This window comes from Collinsella sp. TF09-1AT (assembly GCF_003436895.1).
Taxonomy (GTDB): domain Bacteria; phylum Actinomycetota; class Coriobacteriia; order Coriobacteriales; family Coriobacteriaceae; genus Collinsella.
Window position 1 is genome coordinate 182,284 of record NZ_QSRC01000004.1, and the last position, 23,610, is coordinate 205,893.

General features: G+C 60.1%; 24 protein-coding genes. 22 read left to right on the top strand and 2 right to left on the bottom strand.

The window, feature by feature from the left end; all coding sequences use genetic code 11:
• Positions 1–34: 34 nt before the first annotated feature.
• From DXC90_RS05270 to DXC90_RS05285, 4 genes are read left to right on the top strand one after another with little or no spacing between them, the layout of a single operon-like run.
• Positions 35–613, top strand: coding sequence for a hypothetical protein (locus DXC90_RS05270; RefSeq protein WP_117735058.1), 579 nt, complete (start codon positions 35–37; stop codon positions 611–613).
• A 1-nt stretch (position 614) separates the two neighbouring features.
• Positions 615–992: a hypothetical protein gene (locus DXC90_RS05275; RefSeq protein ID WP_022094590.1), complete on the top strand. Its 378-nt coding sequence runs from the start codon at positions 615–617 to the stop codon at positions 990–992.
• A gap of 1 nt (position 993) precedes the next feature.
• Entirely contained in the window at positions 994–1,785 is a 792-nt protein-coding gene (locus DXC90_RS05280) for an RNA polymerase sigma factor SigF (protein WP_117735059.1), read from the top strand.
• Complete coding sequence (locus DXC90_RS05285) at positions 1,782–3,191, top strand: AI-2E family transporter (protein ID WP_117735060.1); 1,410 nt, start codon at positions 1,782–1,784, stop codon at positions 3,189–3,191. The genes DXC90_RS05280 and DXC90_RS05285 overlap by 4 nt, the downstream gene beginning before the upstream one ends.
• A gap of 6 nt (positions 3,192–3,197) precedes the next feature.
• On the opposite strand, the gene DXC90_RS09530 is transcribed toward DXC90_RS05285, so the two are convergent.
• Complete coding sequence (locus DXC90_RS09530) at positions 3,198–3,437, bottom strand: hypothetical protein (protein WP_117735061.1); 240 nt, start codon at positions 3,435–3,437, stop codon at positions 3,198–3,200.
• Between the two features lie 197 nt (positions 3,438–3,634).
• On the opposite strand from DXC90_RS09530, the gene alaS reads away from it, so the two are divergent.
• From alaS to DXC90_RS05360, 14 genes are all read left to right on the top strand, one after another.
• Positions 3,635–6,292, top strand: coding sequence for an alanine--tRNA ligase (gene alaS, locus DXC90_RS05295; protein WP_117735062.1), 2,658 nt, complete (start codon positions 3,635–3,637; stop codon positions 6,290–6,292).
• A 17-nt stretch (positions 6,293–6,309) separates the two neighbouring features.
• Complete coding sequence (gene ruvX, locus DXC90_RS05300) at positions 6,310–6,738, top strand: Holliday junction resolvase RuvX (RefSeq protein WP_089571740.1); 429 nt, start codon at positions 6,310–6,312, stop codon at positions 6,736–6,738.
• Complete coding sequence (gene mltG / locus DXC90_RS05305; protein WP_233502184.1) at positions 6,731–8,116, top strand: endolytic transglycosylase MltG; 1,386 nt, start codon at positions 6,731–6,733, stop codon at positions 8,114–8,116. The genes ruvX and mltG overlap by 8 nt, the downstream gene beginning before the upstream one ends.
• Before the next feature lies 1 nt (position 8,117).
• Entirely contained in the window at positions 8,118–8,615 is a 498-nt protein-coding gene (locus tag DXC90_RS05310; protein WP_117646451.1) for a YqeG family HAD IIIA-type phosphatase, read from the top strand.
• A gap of 8 nt (positions 8,616–8,623) precedes the next feature.
• Positions 8,624–9,157 carry a shikimate kinase gene (locus tag DXC90_RS05315; RefSeq protein ID WP_117735064.1) on the top strand — a complete coding sequence of 178 codons (534 nt, stop codon included), beginning with the start codon at positions 8,624–8,626 and terminating at the stop codon, positions 9,155–9,157.
• Entirely contained in the window at positions 9,154–10,263 is a 1,110-nt protein-coding gene (locus DXC90_RS05320; protein WP_117735065.1) for a hypothetical protein, read from the top strand. Before DXC90_RS05315 ends, DXC90_RS05320 begins: the two co-directional genes overlap by 4 nt.
• Before the next feature lie 133 nt (positions 10,264–10,396).
• Positions 10,397–11,527, top strand: coding sequence for a Xaa-Pro peptidase family protein (locus DXC90_RS05325; protein WP_117735066.1), 1,131 nt, complete (start codon positions 10,397–10,399; stop codon positions 11,525–11,527).
• Between the two features lie 159 nt (positions 11,528–11,686).
• Entirely contained in the window at positions 11,687–12,250 is a 564-nt protein-coding gene (efp, locus tag DXC90_RS05330; protein WP_006233983.1) for an elongation factor P, read from the top strand.
• 24 nt (positions 12,251–12,274) lie between these two features.
• Positions 12,275–12,637: an Asp23/Gls24 family envelope stress response protein gene (locus DXC90_RS05335; protein ID WP_006233982.1), complete on the top strand. Its 363-nt coding sequence runs from the start codon at positions 12,275–12,277 to the stop codon at positions 12,635–12,637.
• Between the two features lie 3 nt (positions 12,638–12,640).
• The gene (gene nusB / locus DXC90_RS05340) at positions 12,641–13,228 is read left to right on the top strand and encodes a transcription antitermination factor NusB (RefSeq protein WP_147326609.1); all 588 of its coding nucleotides are present in this window, start codon (positions 12,641–12,643) and stop codon (positions 13,226–13,228) included.
• A gap of 2 nt (positions 13,229–13,230) precedes the next feature.
• A complete protein-coding gene (locus tag DXC90_RS05345) occupies positions 13,231–13,470 on the top strand; it encodes an exodeoxyribonuclease VII small subunit (protein ID WP_117735067.1) in 240 nt (79 codons plus the stop codon).
• A 34-nt stretch (positions 13,471–13,504) separates the two neighbouring features.
• On the top strand, positions 13,505–14,308 hold the full coding sequence (locus DXC90_RS05350) for a TlyA family RNA methyltransferase (RefSeq protein WP_233502192.1): 804 nt from the start codon (positions 13,505–13,507) through the stop codon (positions 14,306–14,308).
• A complete protein-coding gene (locus DXC90_RS05355; protein WP_117735069.1) occupies positions 14,305–15,165 on the top strand; it encodes an NAD(+)/NADH kinase in 861 nt (286 codons plus the stop codon). Before DXC90_RS05350 ends, DXC90_RS05355 begins: the two co-directional genes overlap by 4 nt.
• Entirely contained in the window at positions 15,155–16,783 is a 1,629-nt protein-coding gene (locus tag DXC90_RS05360; RefSeq protein WP_117735070.1) for a DNA repair protein RecN, read from the top strand. The genes DXC90_RS05355 and DXC90_RS05360 overlap by 11 nt, the downstream gene beginning before the upstream one ends.
• A 59-nt stretch (positions 16,784–16,842) precedes the next feature.
• Here DXC90_RS05360 and DXC90_RS05365 read toward each other — a convergent pair whose 3' ends face one another.
• On the bottom strand, positions 16,843–17,700 hold the full coding sequence (locus tag DXC90_RS05365) for a MurR/RpiR family transcriptional regulator (RefSeq protein ID WP_118273438.1): 858 nt from the start codon (positions 17,698–17,700) through the stop codon (positions 16,843–16,845).
• 272 nt (positions 17,701–17,972) lie between these two features.
• Here DXC90_RS05365 and DXC90_RS05370 point away from each other — a divergent pair, with 272 nt between their 5' ends.
• From DXC90_RS05370 to DXC90_RS05385, 4 genes are all read left to right on the top strand, one after another.
• On the top strand, positions 17,973–19,982 hold the full coding sequence (locus tag DXC90_RS05370; RefSeq protein WP_117735072.1) for a fructose-specific PTS transporter subunit EIIC: 2,010 nt from the start codon (positions 17,973–17,975) through the stop codon (positions 19,980–19,982).
• Between the two features lie 421 nt (positions 19,983–20,403).
• Positions 20,404–20,667, top strand: coding sequence for an HPr family phosphocarrier protein (locus DXC90_RS05375; protein WP_022094575.1), 264 nt, complete (start codon positions 20,404–20,406; stop codon positions 20,665–20,667).
• 133 nt (positions 20,668–20,800) lie between these two features.
• On the top strand, positions 20,801–22,504 hold the full coding sequence (gene ptsP, locus DXC90_RS05380; protein ID WP_117735073.1) for a phosphoenolpyruvate--protein phosphotransferase: 1,704 nt from the start codon (positions 20,801–20,803) through the stop codon (positions 22,502–22,504).
• Between the two features lie 74 nt (positions 22,505–22,578).
• The gene (locus DXC90_RS05385) at positions 22,579–23,511 is read left to right on the top strand and encodes a 1-phosphofructokinase family hexose kinase (RefSeq protein ID WP_117735074.1); all 933 of its coding nucleotides are present in this window, start codon (positions 22,579–22,581) and stop codon (positions 23,509–23,511) included.
• The last annotated feature ends 99 nt before the right edge of the window (positions 23,512–23,610 follow it).

Consider the following 23,610-nt stretch of genomic DNA (forward strand, 5'->3'; position numbering starts at 1 on the left):
AGCGTCTGTATTTCGATTTTTCCGGGAGGCTTGTATGAGTCCCATTCAAATTGCCCTGCTGGTGCTTGCCATTGCCGGCGTGTGGGCTATCGCTGAGCTCGCGCTCACGCTGCGCAAGACCCGCACCGTTGTCGACTCGCTCGATAAGACCGTAACCGACCTCAACAACACTATCGCCGAGGCGCAGCCGGTGGTGGCAAAACTCGACGGCGCTGTCGACGAGCTTACACCGGCACTTGCCCAGATTGAGCCGCTGCTTAAGTCGAGCAAGACCGCCGTTGACGCCCTGACGTCCAACCTCGTTGAGGTTGAGGCCGTCGTTCGCGACATTTCCGAGGTCACGGGCAGTATGGCCGAGGCCAGCAACGCCGTGTCGAGCGTGACCGATTCTGCCGCCGGTGCCGTGCAGAAGCTGTTCAATAAGGTGAAGGCACCTGCAGCTGACGCCGAGCGCAAGCTCGCCGCTGCCGCTGCGGAGGCCGAGCAGCCCACCGAGCGCGTCCTAATTGGCGAGGACGAGGCCGCCGATGGCGCAGATGTGGCTCACAAGTCTGTAGCCAGGCCGGCTCAGTATTACACCTATACGCCCGCCGAGACCTCTGAGGAGTCCTGAGATGAGTAGCGAAGCAACCTGCCCCATCACGCTTACCGTTGCTGGTGACCCGCGTCTCGCTCGCCTTGTGCGCATGACGGCGGCCAACGTTGGTGCCCTGTGCTCCATGTCTGTCGATCGCATCGAGGACATCCGCATGGCTGCCGAGGAAGCCTTCATCTTTGGCTGCACGGCTGTTGATTCCGACGATATCTCGATCAAATTCGATGTCGACGAATCGCACGTGGGCATGACCTTTACCTTTGGCGATCAGGCGACTGTCGATGAAGACGACCAGGCTGCGGTGTATGCCGAGCTCATCCTTGCAAGCGTGTGCGACTCCTACGAAAAGACCGCGGCGCCCCTGACGCTTTCCCTCGACCTCAAGGCGGATATCTAATATGACCGAACGTTCCCGGAGCGGCAAGACCGCTTGGGATAAGGAGAAAACCCGCGAGCTGTTTCGCCGCTACAAGGAGACCGGTGATCCGGACGCCCGCGAGCAGCTCGTCATGTCCCATATGAACCTGGTAAGGTTTCTTGCCAACAAATTTAAGAATCGCGGCGAGCCACTCGATGACCTTTTGCAGGTCGGCTATCTGGGCTTGCTCAAGGCTATCGACCGCTTTGACCCTGAACGCGGACTTGAGTTCACGACGTTTGCGACACCCACTATCCTGGGTGAGATCAAACGCCATTTCCGCGACAAGGGCTGGAGCGTACGCGTGCCGCGTCGTCTGCAGGAGCTCTCGGCCAAGGTCAACCAGGCTACTGACAAACTTACCAACGAGCTGCAGCGTTCGCCCAAGGTTGAGGAGATCGCTGAGTATCTAGATGTGACTGTCGACGAGGTCCTCGAGGCTATGGAATCGTCTTCGGCCTATACCTCGGTGCCTATCGAGGCTCCCGGTACATCTGATTCCGACGATTCGCCTTCGATTCTCGACCGTTATGCCGACGAGGACAATGAACTCGACTTTACCGATGACCGCTTGGTGATTGAGGAGGCCATTCGCGATTTCTCGCCGCGCGAGCGCGAGGTGATCGAGCTGCGCTTCGTGAAGGGCATGACCCAGATCGAGATCGCCAAGAAGCTGGGTATTTCTCAGGTGCAGGTTTCGCGTCTGCTGCGCCGCACGCTTAAGAAGATTCAGGACAAGATCGACCCCGACGGAGTGATGATTCGTTCATGAGTGAGCGCCCCCAGCAAACCGATCGCGCGCTGCGCGGCACCCGCATTATGACGCTGCGCATTTGGGCTGTTGTCGGCTGCATTGTTATTGCTGCTGTCATCTTTAACCTTATGGGCATCCTGGCACCGGTTATCGAGTTTCTCGCCGTCGGCTCCATTATTGCTTTTGTGATGTCCCCGATCACCAACTGGCTCGAGCATCACGGCGTCGGACGTGGCCTCGGTTCGCTCATCGCGCTCATTGTGGTTGTTGCCGTGCTCGTCGGCGTCGTCTGCATCCTCTCGCCTATTTTGCTCGGTCAAATCATGGAAGTCCTGAGCCGCCTGCCCGAGCAGCTTCGTGTTGCGGGTGGCGATCTCAATGAGATGATCTCGCATGCCAAGACGCTTAACAACACGCCGCTCAAGGAGTATTTGGACGATAATCTTTCGTCGCTGGTTACCGTGGCATCGAAGTATGTGTCACAGATTGCTGCCGAGCTTGGCCGCGGTGTTTTCCCGCTCATCACCAATACGGCCTCGCAGTTGTTCGTGATCTTCCTTGGTCTGGTGCTTGCCTACTGGATGGCATGCGACTACCCTCGCATCCACCGCGAGATTTGCACCATCATCGGTCAGGAGAAGGAGACTTCGTACCGCTTTATGGTCGCCATCCTTTCTCGCTCCGTCGGCGGCTACATGCGCGGTATGGTCGTGACGTCCATCTGCGGTGGCTTCCTTGCCTTTATCGGTTTTATGATCATCGGCCATCCGTATGCGGCGCTCATGGCTATCTTTACGGGGATCATGCATTTGGTTCCGGTCGTCGGTCCCTGGGTGAGCGCAGCAATCGCCACGGTACTCGGCTTTATGTTCAGCCCCATGTTGGCGTTATGGACGCTCGTCGTGACGATGGTCGCACAAAACGTCACCGATAACGTGATTTCGCCTAAGGTCATGCAGAGCTCGGTGCAGGTGCATCCCATCATGAGCCTCACGGCGCTCGTTATTGGCTCGGCACTCATGGGCCCCATCGGCATGATTATTGCCATCCCGCTGTGTGCGGCCCTCAAGGGTATCTTCGTGTACTACTTCGAGAATGAGACCGGCCGCCAGCTCGTGGCCTATGACGGCGCCGTGTTTAAGGGCACGCCGTACCGCGATGCCGATGGCAACCCGGTCGCCGCCTACGACGCGCTCGGAGATGATACGTTCATTTACGAGTCTGAGCTCATCGGCAACGAGACTGCGCCCGAGGCCAAGGCCATGCCCAAGCCTGAGCTCGATAATCCCTGGATTAAGCTCTCGGGCCTGCAGCCCGATGCGACCGGTTTTTTCAAGAACCCCTTCGCCAGGGATGACGATTCCAATACGGACGACACCAAAACCGGCATCGACGGCTCCATGGACGATTCGGATGCTAAATAGGTCCCATTAACGTTTCTTGAAGTTGTAAATGACAAGAAACGCGATCAAAGCGATTGATAAGGGGCCAGCCACATAGAAAAAGATGGCGTCAATTGCGCTTAGGGTGTAATACGCTTTATCGCCAGATGTTACTGCGTACAATGCGTAGCCAAATCTCGGCTGGTTCACATACCAGCTCGAGTAAGCGAAGATTGCTAAAAGGGCTACTGAGGTTAGTGCATTCACGACAAACCGTTTGCTATTCATCGATCGCTCCTTCCGGACGATTCTTATATGAAATTTTACCGAAATCATTTTTTTTCAAAGTATTTGACAGACCTAAATAACGTGCACTTTCGCTGGAGGGTCGCTGTTTGGCGGCCCTCTTTTTTGCACAGGCGCGGTGGGATGGTAATATCGTTACGTTTGAACTGTTTCGATGTGAAACTGAGGAGATTCCCTCTATGAGTGCTGACTACCCGTCAATGACTACGGCCGAGATTCGCTCCAAGTTCCTCAACTTCTTTGAGGAGCGCGGTCTTAAGCTCTATCCTTCTTCGTCCCTCGTCCCCGACGATCCTTCGCTGCTGCTTGCCAACGCAGGCATGAACCAGTTTAAGGAGTACTACCAGGGCAAGAAGACCATGAAGGAGATCGGCGCGATCTCCTGCCAGAAGTGTGTCCGCACCAACGACATCGACTGCATCGGTGAGGACGGCCGTCACCTGTCCTTCTTTGAGATGCTCGGCGACTTCTCCTTTGGCGGCATCTCCAAGCAGCAGGCCTGCGCTTGGGCTTTTGAGCTCATCACCAAGGAGTTCAAGCTGCCGCTCGACCGCCTGTACTTCACCGTCTTTACCGAAGACGACGAGACCCACGATGTGTGGCGCTCTCTGGGCGTTGCCGAGGATCACATCTCCCGCCTGGGCGAGGACGACAACTTCTGGGCCGCTGGCCCCACCGGCCCCTGCGGTCCGTGCTCCGAGATCTACTTTGACATGGGCGAGGAGGTCGGTTGCGGCAGCCCCGACTGCAAGCCTGGCTGCGACTGCGACCGCTTCCTTGAGTTCTGGAACCTCGTGTTTACCCAGTACGACCGCCAGGAGGACGGCTCCATGCCGGAGCTGCCGCACCGCAACCTCGATACGGGCATGGGTCTGGAGCGCATGGCCGCTATCATGCAGCACAAGACCGCTAACTACGACGGCGATCTGATGCAGCACCTCATCAAGCTCGGTGAGAAGATCAGCGGCAAGACCTATGACGCCGACGATTACTCCGGTGCCAGCCGCTCCCTGCGCATCATCGCCGACCACTCCCGTGCCGTTGACTTTATGATCTCCGACGGCGTCCTGCCCGGTAACGAGGGTCGCGAGTACGTCCTGCGCCGCCTGCTCCGTCGTGCCGTGTTCCACGGTCGTCTGCTGGGCATCGAGGGCGCCTTCCTGACCAAGTTTATCGACGAGGTCAACGCTCAGATGGGCGAGGCTTATCCCGAGCTGCTCAAGAACGTCGCGCTCGTTAAGGGCATCGTCGCCTCCGAGGAGGAGCGTTTCTCAACGACGCTCGACAACGGCCGCGTTTACCTGGACGAGGCCCTGGCCGCGCTCGCCGACGGCGCTGTCCTTCCGGGCGATGTTGCCTTTAAGCTTCACGACACCTTTGGTTTCCCCATTGACCTGACTGTCGAGATCGCCGGCACCGCCGGTCACGACGTCGACATGGATGGCTTTACCGCTTGCATGGAGGACCAGAAGGCCCGCGCTCGCGCCAATGCCAAGGGCGACGCCTGGGGCAGCTTCAACGACGTGTGGGTCGAGCTTTCCGACAAGGTTGCCGCGACCGAGTTCGACGGTTACGACAACGATGTGATTGAGGGCGCCAAGGTTGTCGCCATCGTGCGCAACGGCGAGTCCGTCGAGTCCGCTGCCGCCGGCGAGGATGTTGAGGTCGTGCTCGACCGCACTCCGTTCTACGCCGAGATGGGTGGCCAGCAGGGCGACGCCGGCAAGCTTTCCGCCGAGGGCGTTGTTCTGACTGTTGCCGACACCAAGAACCACAATGGCCTGTATGCTCACGTCGCGCACGTTGCCGAGGGCACGCTGACCGTCGGTGCTACCGTGACCGCCGCGCTCGACGCCGAGCGCCGTGGTTTCCTGCGCCGTAACCACACCGCCACCCACCTGCTCGACGCCGCGCTTAAGCAGGTCCTAGGCGAGCATGTCTCCCAGGCCGGCTCGCTGGTGACGCCCGAGCACCTGCGCTTTGACTTCACGCACTTCGAGGCTCTGTCTTCCGTGCAGCTCAAGGCTGTCGAGGACCTGGTCAACCAGCAGATTTTCGCTTCCAAGCCGGTCGTGACCCGCGTCATGGGCATCGATGAGGCCAAGGCCGCCGGCGCTGTCGCCCTGTTTGGCGAGAAGTACGGAGACGTCGTCCGCGTCGTCTCCGTGGGCGCCGAGGATCAGCCGTTCTCCCGCGAGCTCTGCGGTGGTACGCATGCCGCCAATACCGCCGAGATCGGTCTGTTCAAGATCATTTCTGAGTCCTCCACGGGTTCGAACGTCCGGCGTATCGAGGCCGTGACCTCCAAGGGCGCTCTCGATTACATGGACGACCGCCTGGCGCTCGTTGACGCTGCCGCCGCTGCGCTCAAGTGCCGCGTCGACGAGGTTCCCGCCCGCGTGGAGAACCTGCAGGCCGAGCTGCGCGAGACTTCTAACAAGCTCAAGAAGGCTCTGACCGGTGGCTCCTCCGACGCCATTTCCAGCGCCATCGACGGCGCTGTCGAGCTGAATGGATACAAGCTCGTCGTCGCTGAGCTCCAGGGTCTCGAGGCCGCAGACCTGCGCAACGTCTGGGATACCGTGCACCAGAAGGTTGCCGGCCCCGTCGCCTGCGTAGTTGCCAGCGTTACCGAGAAGGGCACCCCGGCCCTGCTCGCCGCCGGCTCCGATGACGCTGTGAAGGCCGGTTTCCACGCCGGCAACGTGATCAAGCAGATCGCGGGCCTGGTCGATGGTCGCGGTGGCGGTCGTCCCAACATGGCCCAGGCCGGTGGCAAGAACGCTGCCGGTATCGCCGATGCCCTCGCGGTCGCCAAGACCGCGCTCGGCGCCTAAGAACCTAAGTAGTCGCTGTGGTCGCGCTCGCGCTGGACATAGGGGAGACTAGGATCGGTATTGCCGTCTCAAGCCGTGATGGCAAGATGGCAATGCCTGTCAAGGTGCTTCCGGCTGCCGAGGTCACCGGTATGGCCAAGACGTTTCGCTACCTGGTCGAGGACTATGAGCCCGATATCCTGGTAAGCGGGCGTCCCTTGACTATGGCCGGTGAGCCCGGCCCCCAGGCCGAGCGCGTCGCCGCCGTAGCGCAAAAGATTGCCGACGAGCTCGAACTACCGCTGGAGTTTGAGGACGAGCGTCTGTCCTCGCAAGAGGCCAAGCGCATCTTGCGCGAGCAGGGACTCAACGAAAAGCAGATGAGGGGCAAGATTGACATGATTGCCGCTAGCCTGTTTTTGCAGACGTGGCTTGATCGTAAAAACGAGGAGGTCTCGCATGCCTAGCGCTTCCGATCCGCGCCAGCCGATTCGTACACGACAGCCTGTGCCGCGCCCTACCCAACCTGGCCAGCGTCCGGCACAGCCGACACAGCGCGCAGCTCAGTCTGCCGCGCGCCCGGTGCAGTCCTCCTCTCGTTCGGCCCAACCTGCTCAGTGGACGGGTCAGCAGCCCACTGCTCGTACGGCCCAGCCTGCAGGCGGTACCCGCTTTAAGCAGCAGGCACCTATCCAGCGAACGCAGGTCCCCCAATCGCATTCGCATCACGCTCATGGCTCGCACGGCGTTGCTCCGGCCACGCGATCGAGCTATAACACGCACGCCCGCCGTGGTTCCCAAAAGAAAAGCTCCCCGGTGCCTATGATTATCGGTGGCGTCGTCGCCGTGCTTGCGCTTGTCGCGATCGTGTTCTTTGTCGTGCCAGTCGTCAAGGGCTTCTTTGCCGGCGAGGATTCGAAGGTCACGGCTGGTCAGCAGGTTACGGTGACCATTCCCGACGGTGCTTCGGGCGATACGATCGCCTCGATTCTTTCCGAGAATCATATCGTCGAAAATCCCAAGGATTACTATGCGGCGGTAAAAAAGCTCAGCGCCGATATGTCGCTTAAGCCCGGCACTTATTCGTTCACCACGCTCATGGATGCGACTAAGGTGGTGCAGCAACTCATGGAAGGCCCCAACGCGGGCTCCAATGCGATGACGATTCCCGAGGGCTTGACGGTCGATCAAGTCGCCGACCGTGTGGCCCAGGCCTACGACAGCATCTCTAAGGAAGACTTCCTCAACCAGGCCAAGGCCTCCAACTACGTGGACGATTATAGCTTCCTTAGGGGTGCTGCAAACGATTCGCTCGAGGGCTTCTTGTTCCCCAAGACCTATTCGCTGGGCGATTCGCCGACGGCCGATGAAGTGATTCGCGCCATGCTCGATCAGTTTAAGACCGAGTACAAGTCGCTTGACTTTGCCAGCTGCGAGGCCAAGATCAAGGAGCGCTACGGTGTGGAGATGTCCGATTACGACATCGTTAACCTTTCCTCTATCGTTGAGCGCGAGGGTCTCAACGCCGATCAACGGTCGCACGTGGCCTCGGTCTTCTACAACCGCCTTGCCGGTAAGCTTGACGGTCTGCGTTATCTCAACAGCGATGCGACCATGATGTATGTTACCGGCGGCGAGGTTACCGCCGACGACCTGCAGAGCGATAGCCCGTATAACACCTATAAGCACGAGGGCCTGCCGCCCACGCCCATCTGTTCTCCGTCGCTCGAGGCGCTCAAGGCCACCCTTGAGCCGACCGACTCCGATGACCTGTATTTCTACATTACACAGGACGAGGAGTATTTCTCGCAAACCTACGAAGAACATCAACAGTCTTGGAATTAGCATGAGGATTTTTAGCCCCAAACGATACGTTGCCTCGGTCGATCGCATCGACCTTGATACCCTGTGGGCCGACGGCAAACGCGCCATTCTGCTCGATCGCGATAACACCCTGGTGCCGCGCGATACCGAGCAGGTTCCCGCCGCGGTTTCCGCTTGGCTCGATGCCGCCCGTGCCAAAGGCTTTAAGCTGTGCATGGTGTCCAACAACTGGCATCGCGACCAGGTCATGAGCTCTGCACGCGAGTTGGGGCTCGAGGCCATCAGCCACGCTATGAAGCCGGCTCCGTTTGCCCTCAAGGCGGGTCTTAAGCGCCTCGGCGCCACGGCCGATGAGGCGGTGCTGATCGGTGATCAGCTCTACACGGACGTGTGGAGCGGCAACTTTGCCGGCGTCGATACCATCCTGGTCAAGCCGCAAGCAACCCAGGACCTGTGGTACACGCAGATCTTCCGTATCTTTGAGCGCCGGGCCCTGCGCGACCTTCCCTGCGAGGAATAGGTCTCGCTATGTCCCAGCACATCAAACACGGCTGCGACCATATCTTCTTTATCGGCTTTTTGGGCGCGGGCAAATCGACGCTCGCGCGCAACGTCGGCACCATGTTCAAGCGGCGTTTTATCGATACCGACCGCCTGGTCGTGCGTCGATGCGGCAAGTCGGTTACCGAGATTTTTGAGACCGAGGGCGAGGATCGTTTTCGCGAGCTCGAGACCTCGGCACTCCGTTCGCTTCAAAGCGAGCGCAGCCTGCTGGTATCGTGCGGGGGTGGCATCGTCGAGACGCCAGTGAACATTAAACTGATGCACGAAATGGGTACGTGCGTGTACCTCGAGGGCGACTTCGAGGACTCGTTGCGCCAGATTCGTCGGTGCGACACGCGCCCCGATTTCCGCTCGCCCGAGCATGCCGCGCGCCTGTTTGAGCATCGCCGTCCGCTGTATCGCCAGGCAGCCGACCTTACCCTTGATATTCGCAACAAGTCCTTCGAGGACGTTTCCTACCTTTGTGCCGAGATGCTTTTGGAGCGTGGACTGCTATGATTCGCCGTCAACTGATCAATTTCCAAAACCGCAGCGTCGATGTCCGTGTCGGATTGGGCGCGTTCGATGAGCTGTCGCGTATGTTTGCCTCGGCCGTGGGCAAGCCTAAGCGTGCGATGGTCGTTTGGAACACCGCCACGTCAGAGCGTTTTGGCGAGGTCGTTGAGCACGCTCTGGTCGATGCTGGCTTTGCCGTGTCGCCGCTCGTCCTCGAGGTTTCGCCTGCCGGTGCCACGCTGGCCGATGCCGATACCGTCTTTGGCGCCCTGTCGGCTAACGGCATTACCTGTGACGATCTCGTTGTCGCCGTCGGCGACACGGCGACCTGCTCGGTTGTTAGCTGGTGCGCCAACCAGTGGTGCGGCCGAACTGAGTGCGCGCTGCTGCCGACGACCTTCGACGCCATGCTCACGGTCGCGACGACCATGAAGCCGCTCGTCGCTTCGTCGGCGAATGCGCTTCCCGCTATCGCGTTCCGTCCCGAACCGGGCTTGGTCGTGTGTGACCTCGACCTTGTTCGCGAAGCGGACCCCGAGGACCTCAAGCTCGGCTATGCGGTACTTGTTGGCACCATGCTTTCGAGCAGCAAGTCGCGCTGGAATCAGTTTATTGAGACTGTCCCCGAGATTCTTGCTGGTGAGGAGGTCGCGCTCGTCAATGCCGTCCAATGGTCTCAGACTGCCCGCAAGGACGTATTGATGGCCACGAACCCGAGCGCTCGGCATGCGCTCGATTTTGGCAAGACGGGAGAACGCACCCTGCGCGCCTGCTTGGGAGATGCCGCTTCGCGGATCCCTGCCTACCAGCTGTTGTCCGAGGGCATGCGCTTTGAGGCACGCCTAGCACATGATGCCTGCGACTTCGATATCGACTATGTGTTTGATGTCGATGACTGCCTGGAGGACTTTGGCATCGAGGAACTTGCCTTCGACCTGGAGCCTACCGCGTTTGTCGAGGAGTTCCGCAGGCAGCAGTTTGCGCGCTCGAACCGTAGCATGCTGCCGTTGCCCGCGGCGCTTGGCGCTATTCGTTTGACCAGCGTGGAGGACGAGGTTCTCGAGCGCCATGCCCAGGCGTATCTGGCTTCTCGTAAGGAACTTCTCTAAGATTTATTGACATCCATCGTCTTTCGTATCATGTTGAGGGACGGGTTTTCAATCGGTTACGAATCGCTTGCGTTTTCGTACGCTGATTGAGCCCGTCCCGTCTGTATGTGACGACAACAAGAAAGGAATCTGCATGTCTGAGTTTGCTGCCGGTCCTGCCGGTCGTATCGAGCGTGTCCGTGCCCTGATGGTCGAGCGTGGCTACGACGCCATCGTGGTGCGCGACGAGGCAAATCTTCGTTGGCTTACGGGCGTGAAGGGCGTCTTCGATTACACCTTCGAGTTTCCGCACGCGGCGTTTATTACGGCTGACCAGTGCCTGTTCCATACCGATTCGCGCTATCTCAACAGCTTTGAGGAGAACACGCCCGCCGGCAGTCCCTGGGTCTACGACATGGACGAGGGCACCATCCCCGGTTGGGTCGCCGGCAAGATCGCGGCCAACAAGTGCCGCGTCTGCGCTGTCGAGGACGATATGCAGATTAACTTCTACCAGGGCATTCAGCGCGGCCTGGAGGACCGCTCCGTCGCTTGCATGCTGCCGCTGATGCACGACGACATCCGTAAGATGCGCGCCGTCAAGGATGCCGAGGAGATCGAGCTCATGCGCCACGCACAGTCGATCACCGACGCCGCCTTCCAGCATATGCTCGGCTTTATTAAGCCTGGTATGACCGAGAAGCAGGTTCGCAACGAGCTTGAGAACTTTATGTTCGCCAACGGCGCCGACAGCTTGGCCTTTGGTTCCATTGTCGCGAGCGGTCCCAACACTGCGAACCCGCACGCCGTCCCGAGTGACCGCGTGATCGAGAAGGGCGACTTCGTCCTCATGGATTACGGCGCGGGCTATTGCGACTACCGCTCCGATATGACGCGTACCGTCGTGATGGGCGAGCCTACCCAGGAGCAGCTCGACCTGTACGAGCTCGTGCGCCGTACGCACGAGGAGTGCATCGCCGCCATCCATCCGGGCGTCGAGGGCAACGACATCTTCAGGCTCTCCAAGAAGATTATCGGGGATGCCGGTTATGGCGATTACTACAACCATGGCCTGGGCCACGGCGTCGGTATCGACATCCACGAGCTGCCCAACTTCAACCGTAGCAAGAACATCATCGAAGTTGGCTCGGTTATTACCATGGAGCCCGGCGTGTACCTGCCCGGTGTGGGCGGCGTGCGCTTGGAGGACTACGGCGTGGTCACCGAGAACGGCTACGAGCCCTTCACCAAGACCCCGCATGACCTCCACGTTATCGACTGCTAGTCTACTTCGTAGATAGTTTGAGGCGGGGCGTCCGAAATGATTCGGGCGCCCCGCGTTCTCTTTTTATGCGCTCTCTGCAGGCGCCGTCTGCAAGTGTATAATTTCGGTCGTATGTAATTTGGACGCTTGTGCGTTCTGCCTATAACAAGAAAGGTCGCTATGCCTACCATTTCTACCGCCGACTTCAAGAACGGCCTCGGTCTCCGCATTAAGGACAAGGTCTACACCATCGTCGAGTTCCAGCATGTCAAGCCGGGAAAGGGTGGCGCGTTTGTGCGCTACAAGACCCGCGACATCAAGAGCGGCCGCGTCGTCGAGAACACCTGCAACGCCGGCACCAAGTTCGAGAGCGTCATGCTCACCACCCGTGAGTTCCAGTACCTCTACAACGATGGCACCGACTACATCTTCATGGACAACGAGTCCTATGAGCAGGTTCCCGTTCCCGAGGACATGGTGGGCGAGAACTCCAAGTGGCTGCGCGAGAACGACATCTGCCAGCTGCTCTTCGCCGACGATGAGCTCATGGGCGTGACCCCGCCGATGTTCATCGAGACCACCATTGTCCAGACCGACCCGGGCTTTAAGGGCGACACCGTCCAGGGTTCCACCAAGCCGGCCACGATCGACACCGGCGCTGTCATCCAGGTCCCCATGTACCTCAACGAGGGCGAGGTCATCAAGGTTGACACCCGCGACGGCAAGTTCGTCTCCCGCGTCTAGCAACCAACTCTTCTAGGAGGACTCATGCCCCAGGAAATCAAGATTGACGGTATCGGCATTTCGCCCGATGTTCTGACCGCCATCGTCTCGCGCGCCGTGTCGGATGTCGAGGGCATCGCCTCCGTTGGCGTCAAGGACCTTGCCACCAACCTTGTCTCCATGATGCTCTCGTCCAAGGCCCCGGCTTCCGAGCCGGCGGTCGAGGCCGAGGTCGTCGGCGACAAGCTCGCACTCACTGTGCGCGTCGTGGTGTTCTTTGGCTATCCGTTCAAGAAACTCGCCGAGGCCGTTCGCGCCGCAGTGGTCGCCGCCATCGATGCCCAGGTGGGCGTTGAGGTCGAGCGCGTTGACGTTTGCATCGACGGCCTCGTTTTCCCCAAGGAGTAACCTTTGAGCCTTAAGGTTTATCGCGGGCGCACGCTTGCCCGCAGTCAGGCGCTGCAGCTGCTGTTCCAGGCCGAGGCCACGGACAGCCCGCTCGAGCGCGTCCTCGAGGGCGATTTCTTGATCTCGAAGGGTCCCCTCGACCCCTATGCGTTGGTGCTTTGCCGCGGTGCCTACGAGCATATTGATCGCATCGACTGTGCCCTGCGCGCCGTCGCCAAGAACTGGGATCTTATGCGCATGCCCGGTGCCGACCGCAATCTGCTGCGTATCGCTGTCTATGAGATGCGCTTCCTCACCGACGAAGAGGTTTCGGACGCTATCGTGATCAACGAGGCCGTAGAAATCGCTAAGGCTTATGGTACCGACCAGTCCGCATCGTTTGTCAACGGCGTGCTGGGCAAGATCGCTCGCAGCGAGGAGCTGCCGGGCGAGGACCTGTACCAGGAGCTGCTGGCCGAGGATCGCGCTCGCGAGGAGGCACAGGCTGCCGAGGCGGCCGCCAAGGTCGCTGCCGCTCAGGCTGCCGCCGGCGTATTAGCCGAGGATGCGGACGCTGCTGAGGCCGTCGAGGCCGACTCCGTCGAGGAGTAGTCATGCCAGAGGGTTCTGTCCGCAACTTTGACGAGATCTCGGACCGTCTAGACCAGATCATCGCTACCGTTCGCTCCAAGGATACGTCCTTGGAGCGTTCACTCGATCTGTTTGACGAGGCGATTGAGCTGGGCTCCCGCGCGGTCGATATGGTCGACAAGTTTGAGCTGACTCCGCGTGAGGCCGATAAGCTCCAGCAGGAATACGATGAGGACGCGGCAAACGAATCCCAGGATAGCTAGCCGCATCTCCGGATACGAATGGTTGATGGCATTCATGAAACGCGTGCGTCTTGATGACGAACTGATTTCACAGGGCATCTGCGCCGATCGCGCGGATGCCCTTCGCACTCTTATGGCCGGCTTGGTCTCGGGTGGCGGCAAGCGCTTGACTTCGCCGGGCCTTAAGGTGACCCCGGGTCTGCCGCTGCACGTGAAGGGGCGCATTCCCTATGTCGGCCGCGGCGGTCTTAAGCTCGAAGGCGCGCTTGATGCGTTTGGCATCAATCCGACGGGCCTTGCCTGTCTGGATGTTGGCTGCTCTACCGGCGGCTTTACCGATTGCCTGCTCAAGCGCGGAGCTGCGACCGTTGTCTCGGTGGACGTGGGTCGCGCCCAGTTCGATTGGTCGTTGCGTCAGGACGATCGCGTGACACTGCATGAGCGCACAAACGTGACGCAGCTGCCCGAGCTTGGCTATGCGGGCGCCATCGACCTGGCTGTGTGTGATGTCTCGTTTACCAGCATTGCGAACATTATCGATGCGGTGCTGGCGTGCCTGGCACCTATGGGCGCATTCTGCACGCTCGTAAAGCCGCAGTTTGAGGCTCCGGCGGCGCTGGTGGGTGAGGGCGGCATTGTGACCGATCCCGCCGTGCGCCGCGATACACTCGCGGCGGCGATTGAGCTCTTTGCTGCCAAGGGCCTGTTCCCGGTCGATGTGTGCGTGTCACCCATTCATGGTGCCAAGGGCAACGTTGAGTTTTTCCTGTACGGCACGAGGTTTGCCCCCGGTGAACGCACCGACGATGAGCTGCAATCCCAGGTATCGGTTTTGAGCGAGAAAGCTGCAACGCTATGAAGGTCTTTCTGGTTCCCAATTACTACAAGCAAGAGGCGGTCGAGAGTGGCCTGATGCTCGAGCTTTGGCTTTCGCGCCAGGGCTACGAGGTGGCATGGGCTGCCGATCAGCGCTCCAAGATCCAGAGCGCGCCCGATGTTGACGATGCCGACCTGGTCATTACGCTCGGCGGCGACGGCACGCTGCTGCGCGCGGCTCGCATCCTCAACTATCGCGAGATTCCTATCCTCGGTCTTTCCTATGGCCACCTGGGCTTTTTAACTGCTGCGAGTCCGGAGGAGCGCGACATCCTGCAGGTCGTGAGCGATGCCCTGTCCGGCGAGCTGCACGTGAGCCGTCGCGCCACGATCGCCGCGGATATCGTGTCCGTGCGCGACGATGGCACGAAGGATGTCGTGCGCACGTTCGCCCTCAACGACATGGCGCTCACGCGCGGCCCCCTTTCCGATATGGTCGAGTTTGACATCACAGTGTCGGGCCACCATATCGATCGCTTGCGTGGTGATGGCGTGGTCGTGTCCACGGCGACTGGTTCTACGGGGTACGCGCTGAGTGCCGGTGGCCCCATCGTGAGCCCCGACTATACGGGCATGGTCTGCGTACCCATTGCCCCGCACACCATTCAGGCCCGTGCCTTTTTGACTTCGCCGAGTGATGTCGTCGAAATCTTTATGTCTGATGACCGCCCGAGCGTTCCGGCGATCGCTATCGATGGACAGTTTATTACCTGCGATGGGACCGTCGAGAGCGTGGCGGCGCGCCGTGGGCCCGGAGATGTGCTGCTGCTCGATTACGGCCCCGAGAGCTTTTATAACTCGGTGAGCCGCGTATTCTACGGAGTCCGTCATGATCGATGAGCTTCAGGTTTCTAACATTGCACTCATTCGCGAGGCGACGTTGGTGCCGAGTACCGGCCTGACTGTCCTGACCGGCGAGACCGGCGCCGGCAAGACCGCGCTGCTCTCGGCGCTCAAGCTCATTTTGGGCGAGCGCGCGGATTCGTCGATGGTGCGCGAGGGCGAGGCGCTGGCGAGCGTCGAGGCGCGCTTGTTCGACGGGCCGCACGACACGGAAGGCTTCACCGTGCAGCGCAGCCTTTCCGCCGAGGGCCGCAGTCGCGTTAAAATTGACGGCCGCATCGCCAGCGTGCGCGAGCTTTCGGAGTGCGTTGGCGTGATGATGGATTTGTGCGGGCAGCATGAGCATCAGCGCTTGCTCGACCCGGCGCATCACGTTGCGATGGTCGATGCCTGGGCGGGGCGCTCTGCGCTCGAGGCGCTGGATGCGTACCGCACCTGCTTTAAGGCATCGCGCGCTGCCGCCAAGGAAGTTCGACGTGTCGAAGAGGCCTCGCGTGCGCAGGGGAGCCGCGTCGAGGAGGCGCGCTTTGCCCTCGAGCGCATCGGCGAGGTCGATCCCAAACCGGGCGAGTATGAGGAACTCGAGGAACTGCTGCCGCGCTCCGAACATGCCGAGGTACTGGTTGCCACAGCTAACGATGCCCATGCATCGCTTGCCGCCGAAGGGGGAGCGCTCGATGCCGTGAACAGTGCCGTGGCAGAGCTTTCCCGTATGGCTGCCGTCGATCGCAAACTGGGTGACATTGCCGATGCGCTTTCGGATGCCTGTATCTCCCTTGAGGATTGCGCGAACGAACTTCGTGCCTATCGCGATGGCGTCGCCTTCGACCCGCGCGAGCTCGCTCGCATGCGTGAGCGGTATTCCGACCTCAAGGGCCTGTTGCGTCAGTGGGGTCCCACCATGGACGATGTTTTTGCCATGCGCGATCGCTCGCAAGAACTGCTGTCCCTGGTCGATGATGGCGATGAACAGATCAAAAAGGCGCGTGAGGCGCTCGGGATCGCCGAGCGCGAGTTGTTTGCCGCTGCCAAGGCACTTAAGCGCGCTCGCAATACGGCGGCCCCGCGCTTCTGCCACGAGGTTGGCCGCCAGATGGCGCGCTTGGAGATGGGCAGTGCCGAGCTCGTCTGGGAGTCACGTGATCTTCCCCGTGCTGAGTGGACGCCCGTTGGTCCTTCGAGCTACGAGTTGCTATACCGCAGCGGTGCCGGTTTGACGCCGCGCCCCCTGCGCCGAATTGCGTCGGGCGGCGAGCTAAGCCGCGTCATGCTGGCAAGCAAGGTTGTCCTCGGTAACGCAGACGGTGTCGATACGCTGGTGTTTGACGAGGTTGATGCTGGTGTTGGTGGCTCCACTGCGCGTGCGCTTGCAGGCGTGCTGGCAGATCTCGCCGCTACACATCAGGTGATTGTCGTAACCCACTTGGCACAGGTTGCCGTCATGGCCGACAAGCATTATGTTGTCAGCAAGGAACCGGGCGATGTTCCCCAGACGCATTTGGACGAGGTAACCGGCGAAGCGCGTACCGCCGAGATCGCCCGCATGCTCAGCGGCGATCAGTCCGAGGCAAGCTTGGCTCACGCAAAGCAGATGCTCGAAGAAGCTCGAGGTTAGGTCGTATCAGCGGTGTTGGTGGGACAAAATAGACTGTAATTTTTGTCCCACAACGCGTTTTACTCTACGACCTTGTCCGGCTGGATGAGCTCCTCGTAGTAGCTGATATGCTCGCGCGCGTCCTCGATTTCGGGCAGCAGGAAGTTGTAGATAACCTCGATGATCATCGTTGCGCTGATTTTAGAGAACGCAAAGTCGCCCGTCGTCAGCAGCGCTTCGTGGTTGACGGTATTAAAGGTGTAGTCTGCCAGGCGCGCGAGCGGGGATTTGCTGTCGCTGCTGATGACGACTATGGTTGCGCCGCAGTCGCGAGCCGCTTTTGCCATGCGATTCAGTCGGCGCGATTTGCCGGAGTTTGAGATAAGCACGATGACGTCACCCGGGCGCAACGTGAGCGCAAAGCCGATTGATGTCTCGCTAATGGTGCTTGCCATGCAGCGCAGGCCCAGCTGCGAAAACTTAAACGTCGCATCGAGCGCGACCGCGTTCGTATTGCCCACAGCCGCAAACTCAATAACCCCTGCATGCTTAAGGGCATGCACAACAGCCGCCAGCGTATCGTGGTCGATCCCGTCGATGGTCGCATTAAGCTCGCTCACCTTGGCAGCCAGAATGTTCTTGAGGCTCTGCTCCATATTGTCGAGCGAGACTTCGTCAGTCAGGCCCTCGTTGCGCTGGCTTTCCAAATCCCTTGCCAACGAAAACTGAAAGCTGCGGAAGCTACCAAAGCCAAGCTTGCGGCAGAAGCGAGAAACGGTCGCCTCGGACGTGGCGGCGGCGCGCGAGAGCTGAGCCGCCGTGAGGCGTGGCGCCTCGGACTGGTGCTCCAATATATAGTCGACAATGCGCTGCTCGGACTCGCTATATCCCTGATGGGTACTAATGAGGGAAAGCGCGCTCTTGCTACTATCGGTCATGGATGGCTCCTGGTTGGCATGAAAATCGGACTCGTTTTGTAATGTCATAGTATAGGGGGATTGTCAATTACAAGATACACCTTGCCGTTTCAAGTGTTGATGGTAAACTTTCACTTACCGTTTACGGTTATGAAAGAACCTTTCACCGGAGAATTGCGCCTTGTCTCTTCTCACGCGGACGGTAGGGTGGTATCTTTCAGTTGTGGAAAAGCGCGCAAGGACGCGCGTGTAGGGGAGCGCCTGCGGGCGCAAAACTTAAAAAGGAGGGACACATGGCTAAGTTTGACATCATTGCCGCGACCGGTTGCCCGACCGGCATTGCGCACACCTTCATGGCGAAGGAGGCGCTGGAGAAGGCAGCTGCCGAGCGCGGTCTGACCATTAAGGTCGAGACTCATGGCCAGGTCGGTGTCGAGAACGAGCTCACTAAGAGCGAGATCGCTGGCGCCAAGGCCGTCGTCGTCGCAGCTGACAAGGATGTCCAGGCCGAGCGTTTTGCCGGCAAGCCCATGGTTTCCGTTGGTGTATCCAAGGCCCTGTCCGTTGAGGCCGCCGGTAAGCTGATTGACCGCGCGCTCGCCGCCAAGGGCGACAGCACGGTTGAAGCCGCTGCCGATGTCGAGGACGAGGTCGAGGAGAAGGAGTCCATCGGCCACGTCATCTACAAGCACCTTATGAACGGCGTCAGCCATATGCTGGTCTTCGTCGTCGCCGGTGGTGTCCTGACCGCCGTTTCGTTCCTGTGGGGCATCACGTCCTTCGATTCGACGGCTGCCGACTACAACAGCTTCGCCGCTATGCTCAAGATCATCGGCGGCATTGCCATGAACCTCATGGTTCCCGTGCTTTCCGCCTATATCGCCGAATCCATCGGCAAGCGCCCGGCTCTCGTCCCCGGTTTTGTTGCCGGTATGATCGCCATCCAGGGCCTGCCTGTTAACGCCGAGACCGGCATGATCGACGCCGGTGGCGCCGGCGTGGGGTTCGGCTTCCTCGGCGGCATCGTCGGTGGCTTCCTCGCCGGTTATGTCATCCTACTGCTCGAGAAGGTCTTTGCCGGTCTGCCCAAGAACCTGGACGGCCTCAAGGCAATCTTTTTGTACCCGCTGTTCTCGACGGCTATCGTCGGCCTGGTCATGCTCGGCATTTCCGGCCCCATGGCTGCCATCAACACCGCCATGATGGACTTCCTCAAGGGTCTGTCCGCCTCTGGCGCCGTTGTTCTGGGTCTTGCTATCGGCTGCATGTGCGCCTTTGACATGGGCGGCCCGGTCAACAAGGCTGCTTATGTCACCGGTACCGCTATGCTCACCGAGGCCCTGGCCGCCGGTGTTGGCACCGACACCTACAACTTCGGTACCAACTTCATGGCCGCCGTCTCCGCCGCTTGCATCGTTCCGCCGCTGATCACCACCTTCGCCGTCGTTGTCGGCAAGAAGTACTTCAGCCAGGAGGATCATGACGCCGGTATCGTCAACCTCATCCTTGGTTGCACCCACATCACCGAGGGCGCCATTCCGTTCATGACCAAGAACATCTGGCCCGTCATGCCCATCATGATGCTCGGTTCCTCTATCGCTTCGATCCTGACCATTATGTTCAACGTTCACGATCCGGCGCCTCACGGTGGCTTCCTGGTCCTGCCCGTTGTCGAGAACGGTCCGCTGTGGGTCCTCGCGATCCTCATCGGCGCCGTGGTCGGTGGCATCCTGTTCGTGGCCTTCAAGAAGCACGACTTCGAGAAGAATCAGAAGGCCGCTCCTGCTGCTCCCTCTAAGTCGGTCGAGGCTCCCAAGCCCGCTGCTGTCGAGGCCCCCAAGGCCGAGGCTGCCGACTTCGTGAAGGTCGAGAACGTTTTTGTCGCCGAGGACTTCACTTCTCGTGACGAGGCTCTGAGCTTCGTTTCCAACCAGGCTGTCAAGGCCGGTATCGCCAGTGACGCCGACGCCGTGATGAACGCCTTCCTGGCTCGCGAGGCCGAGGGCACCACGGGCATGATGGAGGGCTTCGCCATTCCGCATGCCAAGTCCGACGCCATTACCGAGGCTGCCGTCATCGTCGTCAAGGACGAGTCTGGCGTGACCGGTTGGGACACCATGGACGGCGCTCCCGTCAACGTGGCCATCGCTCTGCTCATCCCGGGTGCCCAGGCTGGCACCACGCACCTCAAGATCCTGTCCAAGGTCGCCGAGGCGCTCATGGACGAGGACTTCCGTGCCACCGTCAAGGGTTCCACCGACGCTGCCGAGATCGCAAAGACGATCAACGCCCGCCTGGTCTAATCCCACAGTTCGCGAATTACATCGCCCCCTGTAATAAAGGCGGAGACCCTCTCCAGGGCCTCCGCCTTTTTCGGAAACAGAGAACACACCGGTTTATCCCATCAGCCAGAATTCCTTTCAGCCGACATTGCTCTGGACCGACCGAGTTTCCGCAGCTTGCTCGCTGGGCGGGGCGATTAAGTTTGTCGCGAGTTCCGCACGCAAAGGAAAGCACTTAATGTGCTTTCCGTCTTGCGCAGGACTGTAGAGCAGCAAACTTAACCGCCCCGCCCGGCGAGCAAGCGGACGACAAACACATCTGTCCAATAATTCGTCTGAAACACAATGAAAAACCGTTTGATGTGAGTTAATATAAACAACGTCGTGAATCTGACTCCTGCCACATGCATGACAGGGGTTAAACACAAAAAAGGAGTCAACTATGGTTTCTGAGAAGGCTACCCTCGTTAATCCTCAGGGTCTGCACATGCGTCCGGCTGGTCTGTTCGCCTCCACCATGGGCAAGTACGCCTGTGACGTGACAGTCGTCACCCCCGAGAAGGAGGTCAACGGCAAGTCCCCGATGGCCCTCATGGCTGCTGGTATCCCCTGCGGCACCGAGGTTGAGGTCAAGTGCGACGGCGCTGATGAGGCCGAGGCTCTGGCTGCTGCCATCGAGCTCATCAAGAGCGGTCTTGGCGAGTAGAACTCAAACGGGTCGCATGTTGAACAACTAAGTTCATGTTTAGGGGCGCAGTGACCTGTTTTAAGGTAGCTGCGCTCTTTTGTCATGGATATGGCAAAACGCTTTATCACATGACACGGAGAGAGGAATGGGAATGTATCAGGGAGTCAACGCTTCTGAGGGCATCGGTATCGGCACCGTCATGGTCGCCGTCGATCCCGACTTGACGTTTGAGCCGCACGAGGTTGCTGATTCGGCAGCAGAGAAGGAGCGCTATCAGACCGCTCTTTCGGTCTTCTGCGATAAGACCCAGGCTCAGGCCGACCACATGAAGGAGACGGTGGGCGAGGCCGAGGCCGAGATCATGAGCGGACACATTGTCCTGGCTCAGGACCCGGGCATGACCGACGCCATCAACGCCGCCATTGATGGCGGCACCTGCGCCGAGCAGGCGCTCATGGACACCTCGACCATGTTCGAGAACATGTTCCTGTCCATGGACGATGAGATGTTCCGTCTGCGCGCGGCCGACATCGCCGACATCCGCACCGGTATTCTGGCCGAGCTGCTGGGCAAGGAGGTCGTCGACCTCTCCGTCCTGCCCGAGAACACCGTCGTTGTCGTGCACGACCTCACGCCGTCCATGACCGCCACGATCGACAAGGCTCACGTTGCCGGTATCGTCACCGAGACCGGTGGCCGTACGTCGCACTCCGCGATCATCGCACGTGCCCTCGAGATTCCAGCCGTCCTTTCGGTTTCCAACAGCTGCACCGCACTGCGCAACGGCATGACCGTCGTCGTCGACGGTGGCAAGGGTGTTGTCGAGGCCGATCCCGACGAGGAGACGCTTGCCGCCTACACCGCCAAGGCCGAGGCCTTCGCTGCCGAGAAGGCAGCCCTCGAGTCCTTCCGCGGCAAGCCTTCTGTGACTGCCGATGGCATCAAGAAGATCATCGCCTGCAACATCGGCAACCCCGATGACGTGCCCAACGCGCTCGATCACGACGCCGAGGCTATCGGCCTGTTCCGCTCCGAGTTCCTGTTCATGGACTCCGCCGAGCTTCCTTCCGAGGAGGAGCAGTTCAACGCCTACCGCAAGGTCGCCAGTGCGCTTAAGGGCGCTCCGGTCATCATCCGCACGCTCGATGTGGGTGGCGACAAGGAGATTCCGTACCTGCACATGGTCAAGGAAGAGAACCCCTTCATGGGCTTCCGCGCCGTGCGTTACTGCCTGGCCAACCCCGACCAGTACAAGGTGCAGCTCCGCGCCCTGCTGCGCGCCAGCGCCTTTGGCGACGTCAAGATCATGATCCCGCTCGTCACCTGCGTCGAGGAAGTCGTGGCCGTTAAGGAGCTCGTCGAGCAGTGCAAGGCTGAGCTGACCGAAGAGGGCCGCAAGTTCAACGAGAACATCGAGGTCGGCATTATGGTCGAGACGCCTGCCGCCTCGCTGCTCGCTGACCGCCTGGCCGAGGTCGCCGACTTCTTCTCCATCGGCACCAACGACCTGATTGGCTACACCATGTGCGCCGACCGTGGCAACGACACCATCTCCAACCTGTACCAGGTGTACTATCCCGCCGTGCTCCGCTCTCTCAAGAACATCATCGAGAGCGGCGTGAAGGCAGGCATCATGGTCGGCATGTGCGGCGAGGCCGCTGCCGATCCGCTGCTTGAGCCGCTGTTGATCAGCTGGGGCCTGGAGGAGTTCTCGATGAGCGCTCCGTCGATCCTGCGCGCCCGCAAGACCATCAGCCAGTGGACCAGGGCCGAGTGCGACGAGCTCGCCGAGAAGGCGCTCGCCTGCAACACCGCCGCCGAGGTCAAGGCGCTGCTCGAGTCCGCGGCTCGCTAATTTGGTATCAGAGGTAACCGCGTGGCTGGAATGGGCCGGCCACGCGGCCCTCACGTATACAGGGGGTACTGTAAATGTTCTACACGCTAACTGCTAACCCGGCTGTCGACATGACGGTTTCGAGCTCTCCGCTTGAGCCCGATGAGAACGTCCGCACCGGTTCGGCCAGCTACACGGCCAACGGCAAGGGCCTCGACGTGTCCTTCGCCTTCAAGAAGATGGGGGTCGACACCGTCGCGCTCGGCTTCTTCGCTGGCTTCACCGGCAAGTTTATCGTCGAGGAGGTCATGAACCTCGGTTGCCTGTGCCGCCCGGTCTGGACCGACGGTATCACGCGCATCAACACCTACGTCAACGATGGCCAGCACGAGTACGGCATCCTGAACCCCGGCGCTCCGATTACGCCGCAGCACCAGGAGGAGCTCTACAACATCCTGGACACCGCGGGCGATCTTGAGTGCCTGATCGTCTCCGGCTCCGTGCCTCCCAAAGCCACGCCCGACTTCCTGGCTCAGGTCATGGAGCACGCTCAGGCTCGTGGCGCCGACGTCGTCCTGGACCTGTCCTCCGACAAGCTCAAGGAGCTCGCTCACAAGAAGCCGCTGCTCATCAAGCCGAACCATCACGAGATGAAGGCTATCTTCGGTGTGCCGGTCGATACCGACGACGAGGTCCGCATTGCCATGAAGCTGGCTCACGAGGCCGGCGTTCAGAACGTGCTGCTCACCCGTGGTAGCCGCGGCGACGCCTACTTCTCTAACGGCGAGGACATCTGGTACGCGAAGCGTGAGTTCAACATCAAGTTGGTCTCTTCCGTCTGCGCCGGCGACTGCACCCTCGCTGCGTTCCTGCACAAGTGGTACAAGAACCGCGACAACGTCGAGGAGGCCATGAAGCTCGCTATGGCCACCGGTGCCAACGTTGCCGAGTCCGTCGGCATTGGCGACTTTGGTCACGTCGACGAGTACAGCAAGCGCATTGCTGTCCGCAAGCTCGATCGTCAGTAATCGAAACGCGACATATTCGTGCGCATGCGGCGCCCCGGTTTCGCCCGGGGCGCCTTTTTTGTTCGCCCATGGGGGAGACATGTTCTGCCGTACTTCATC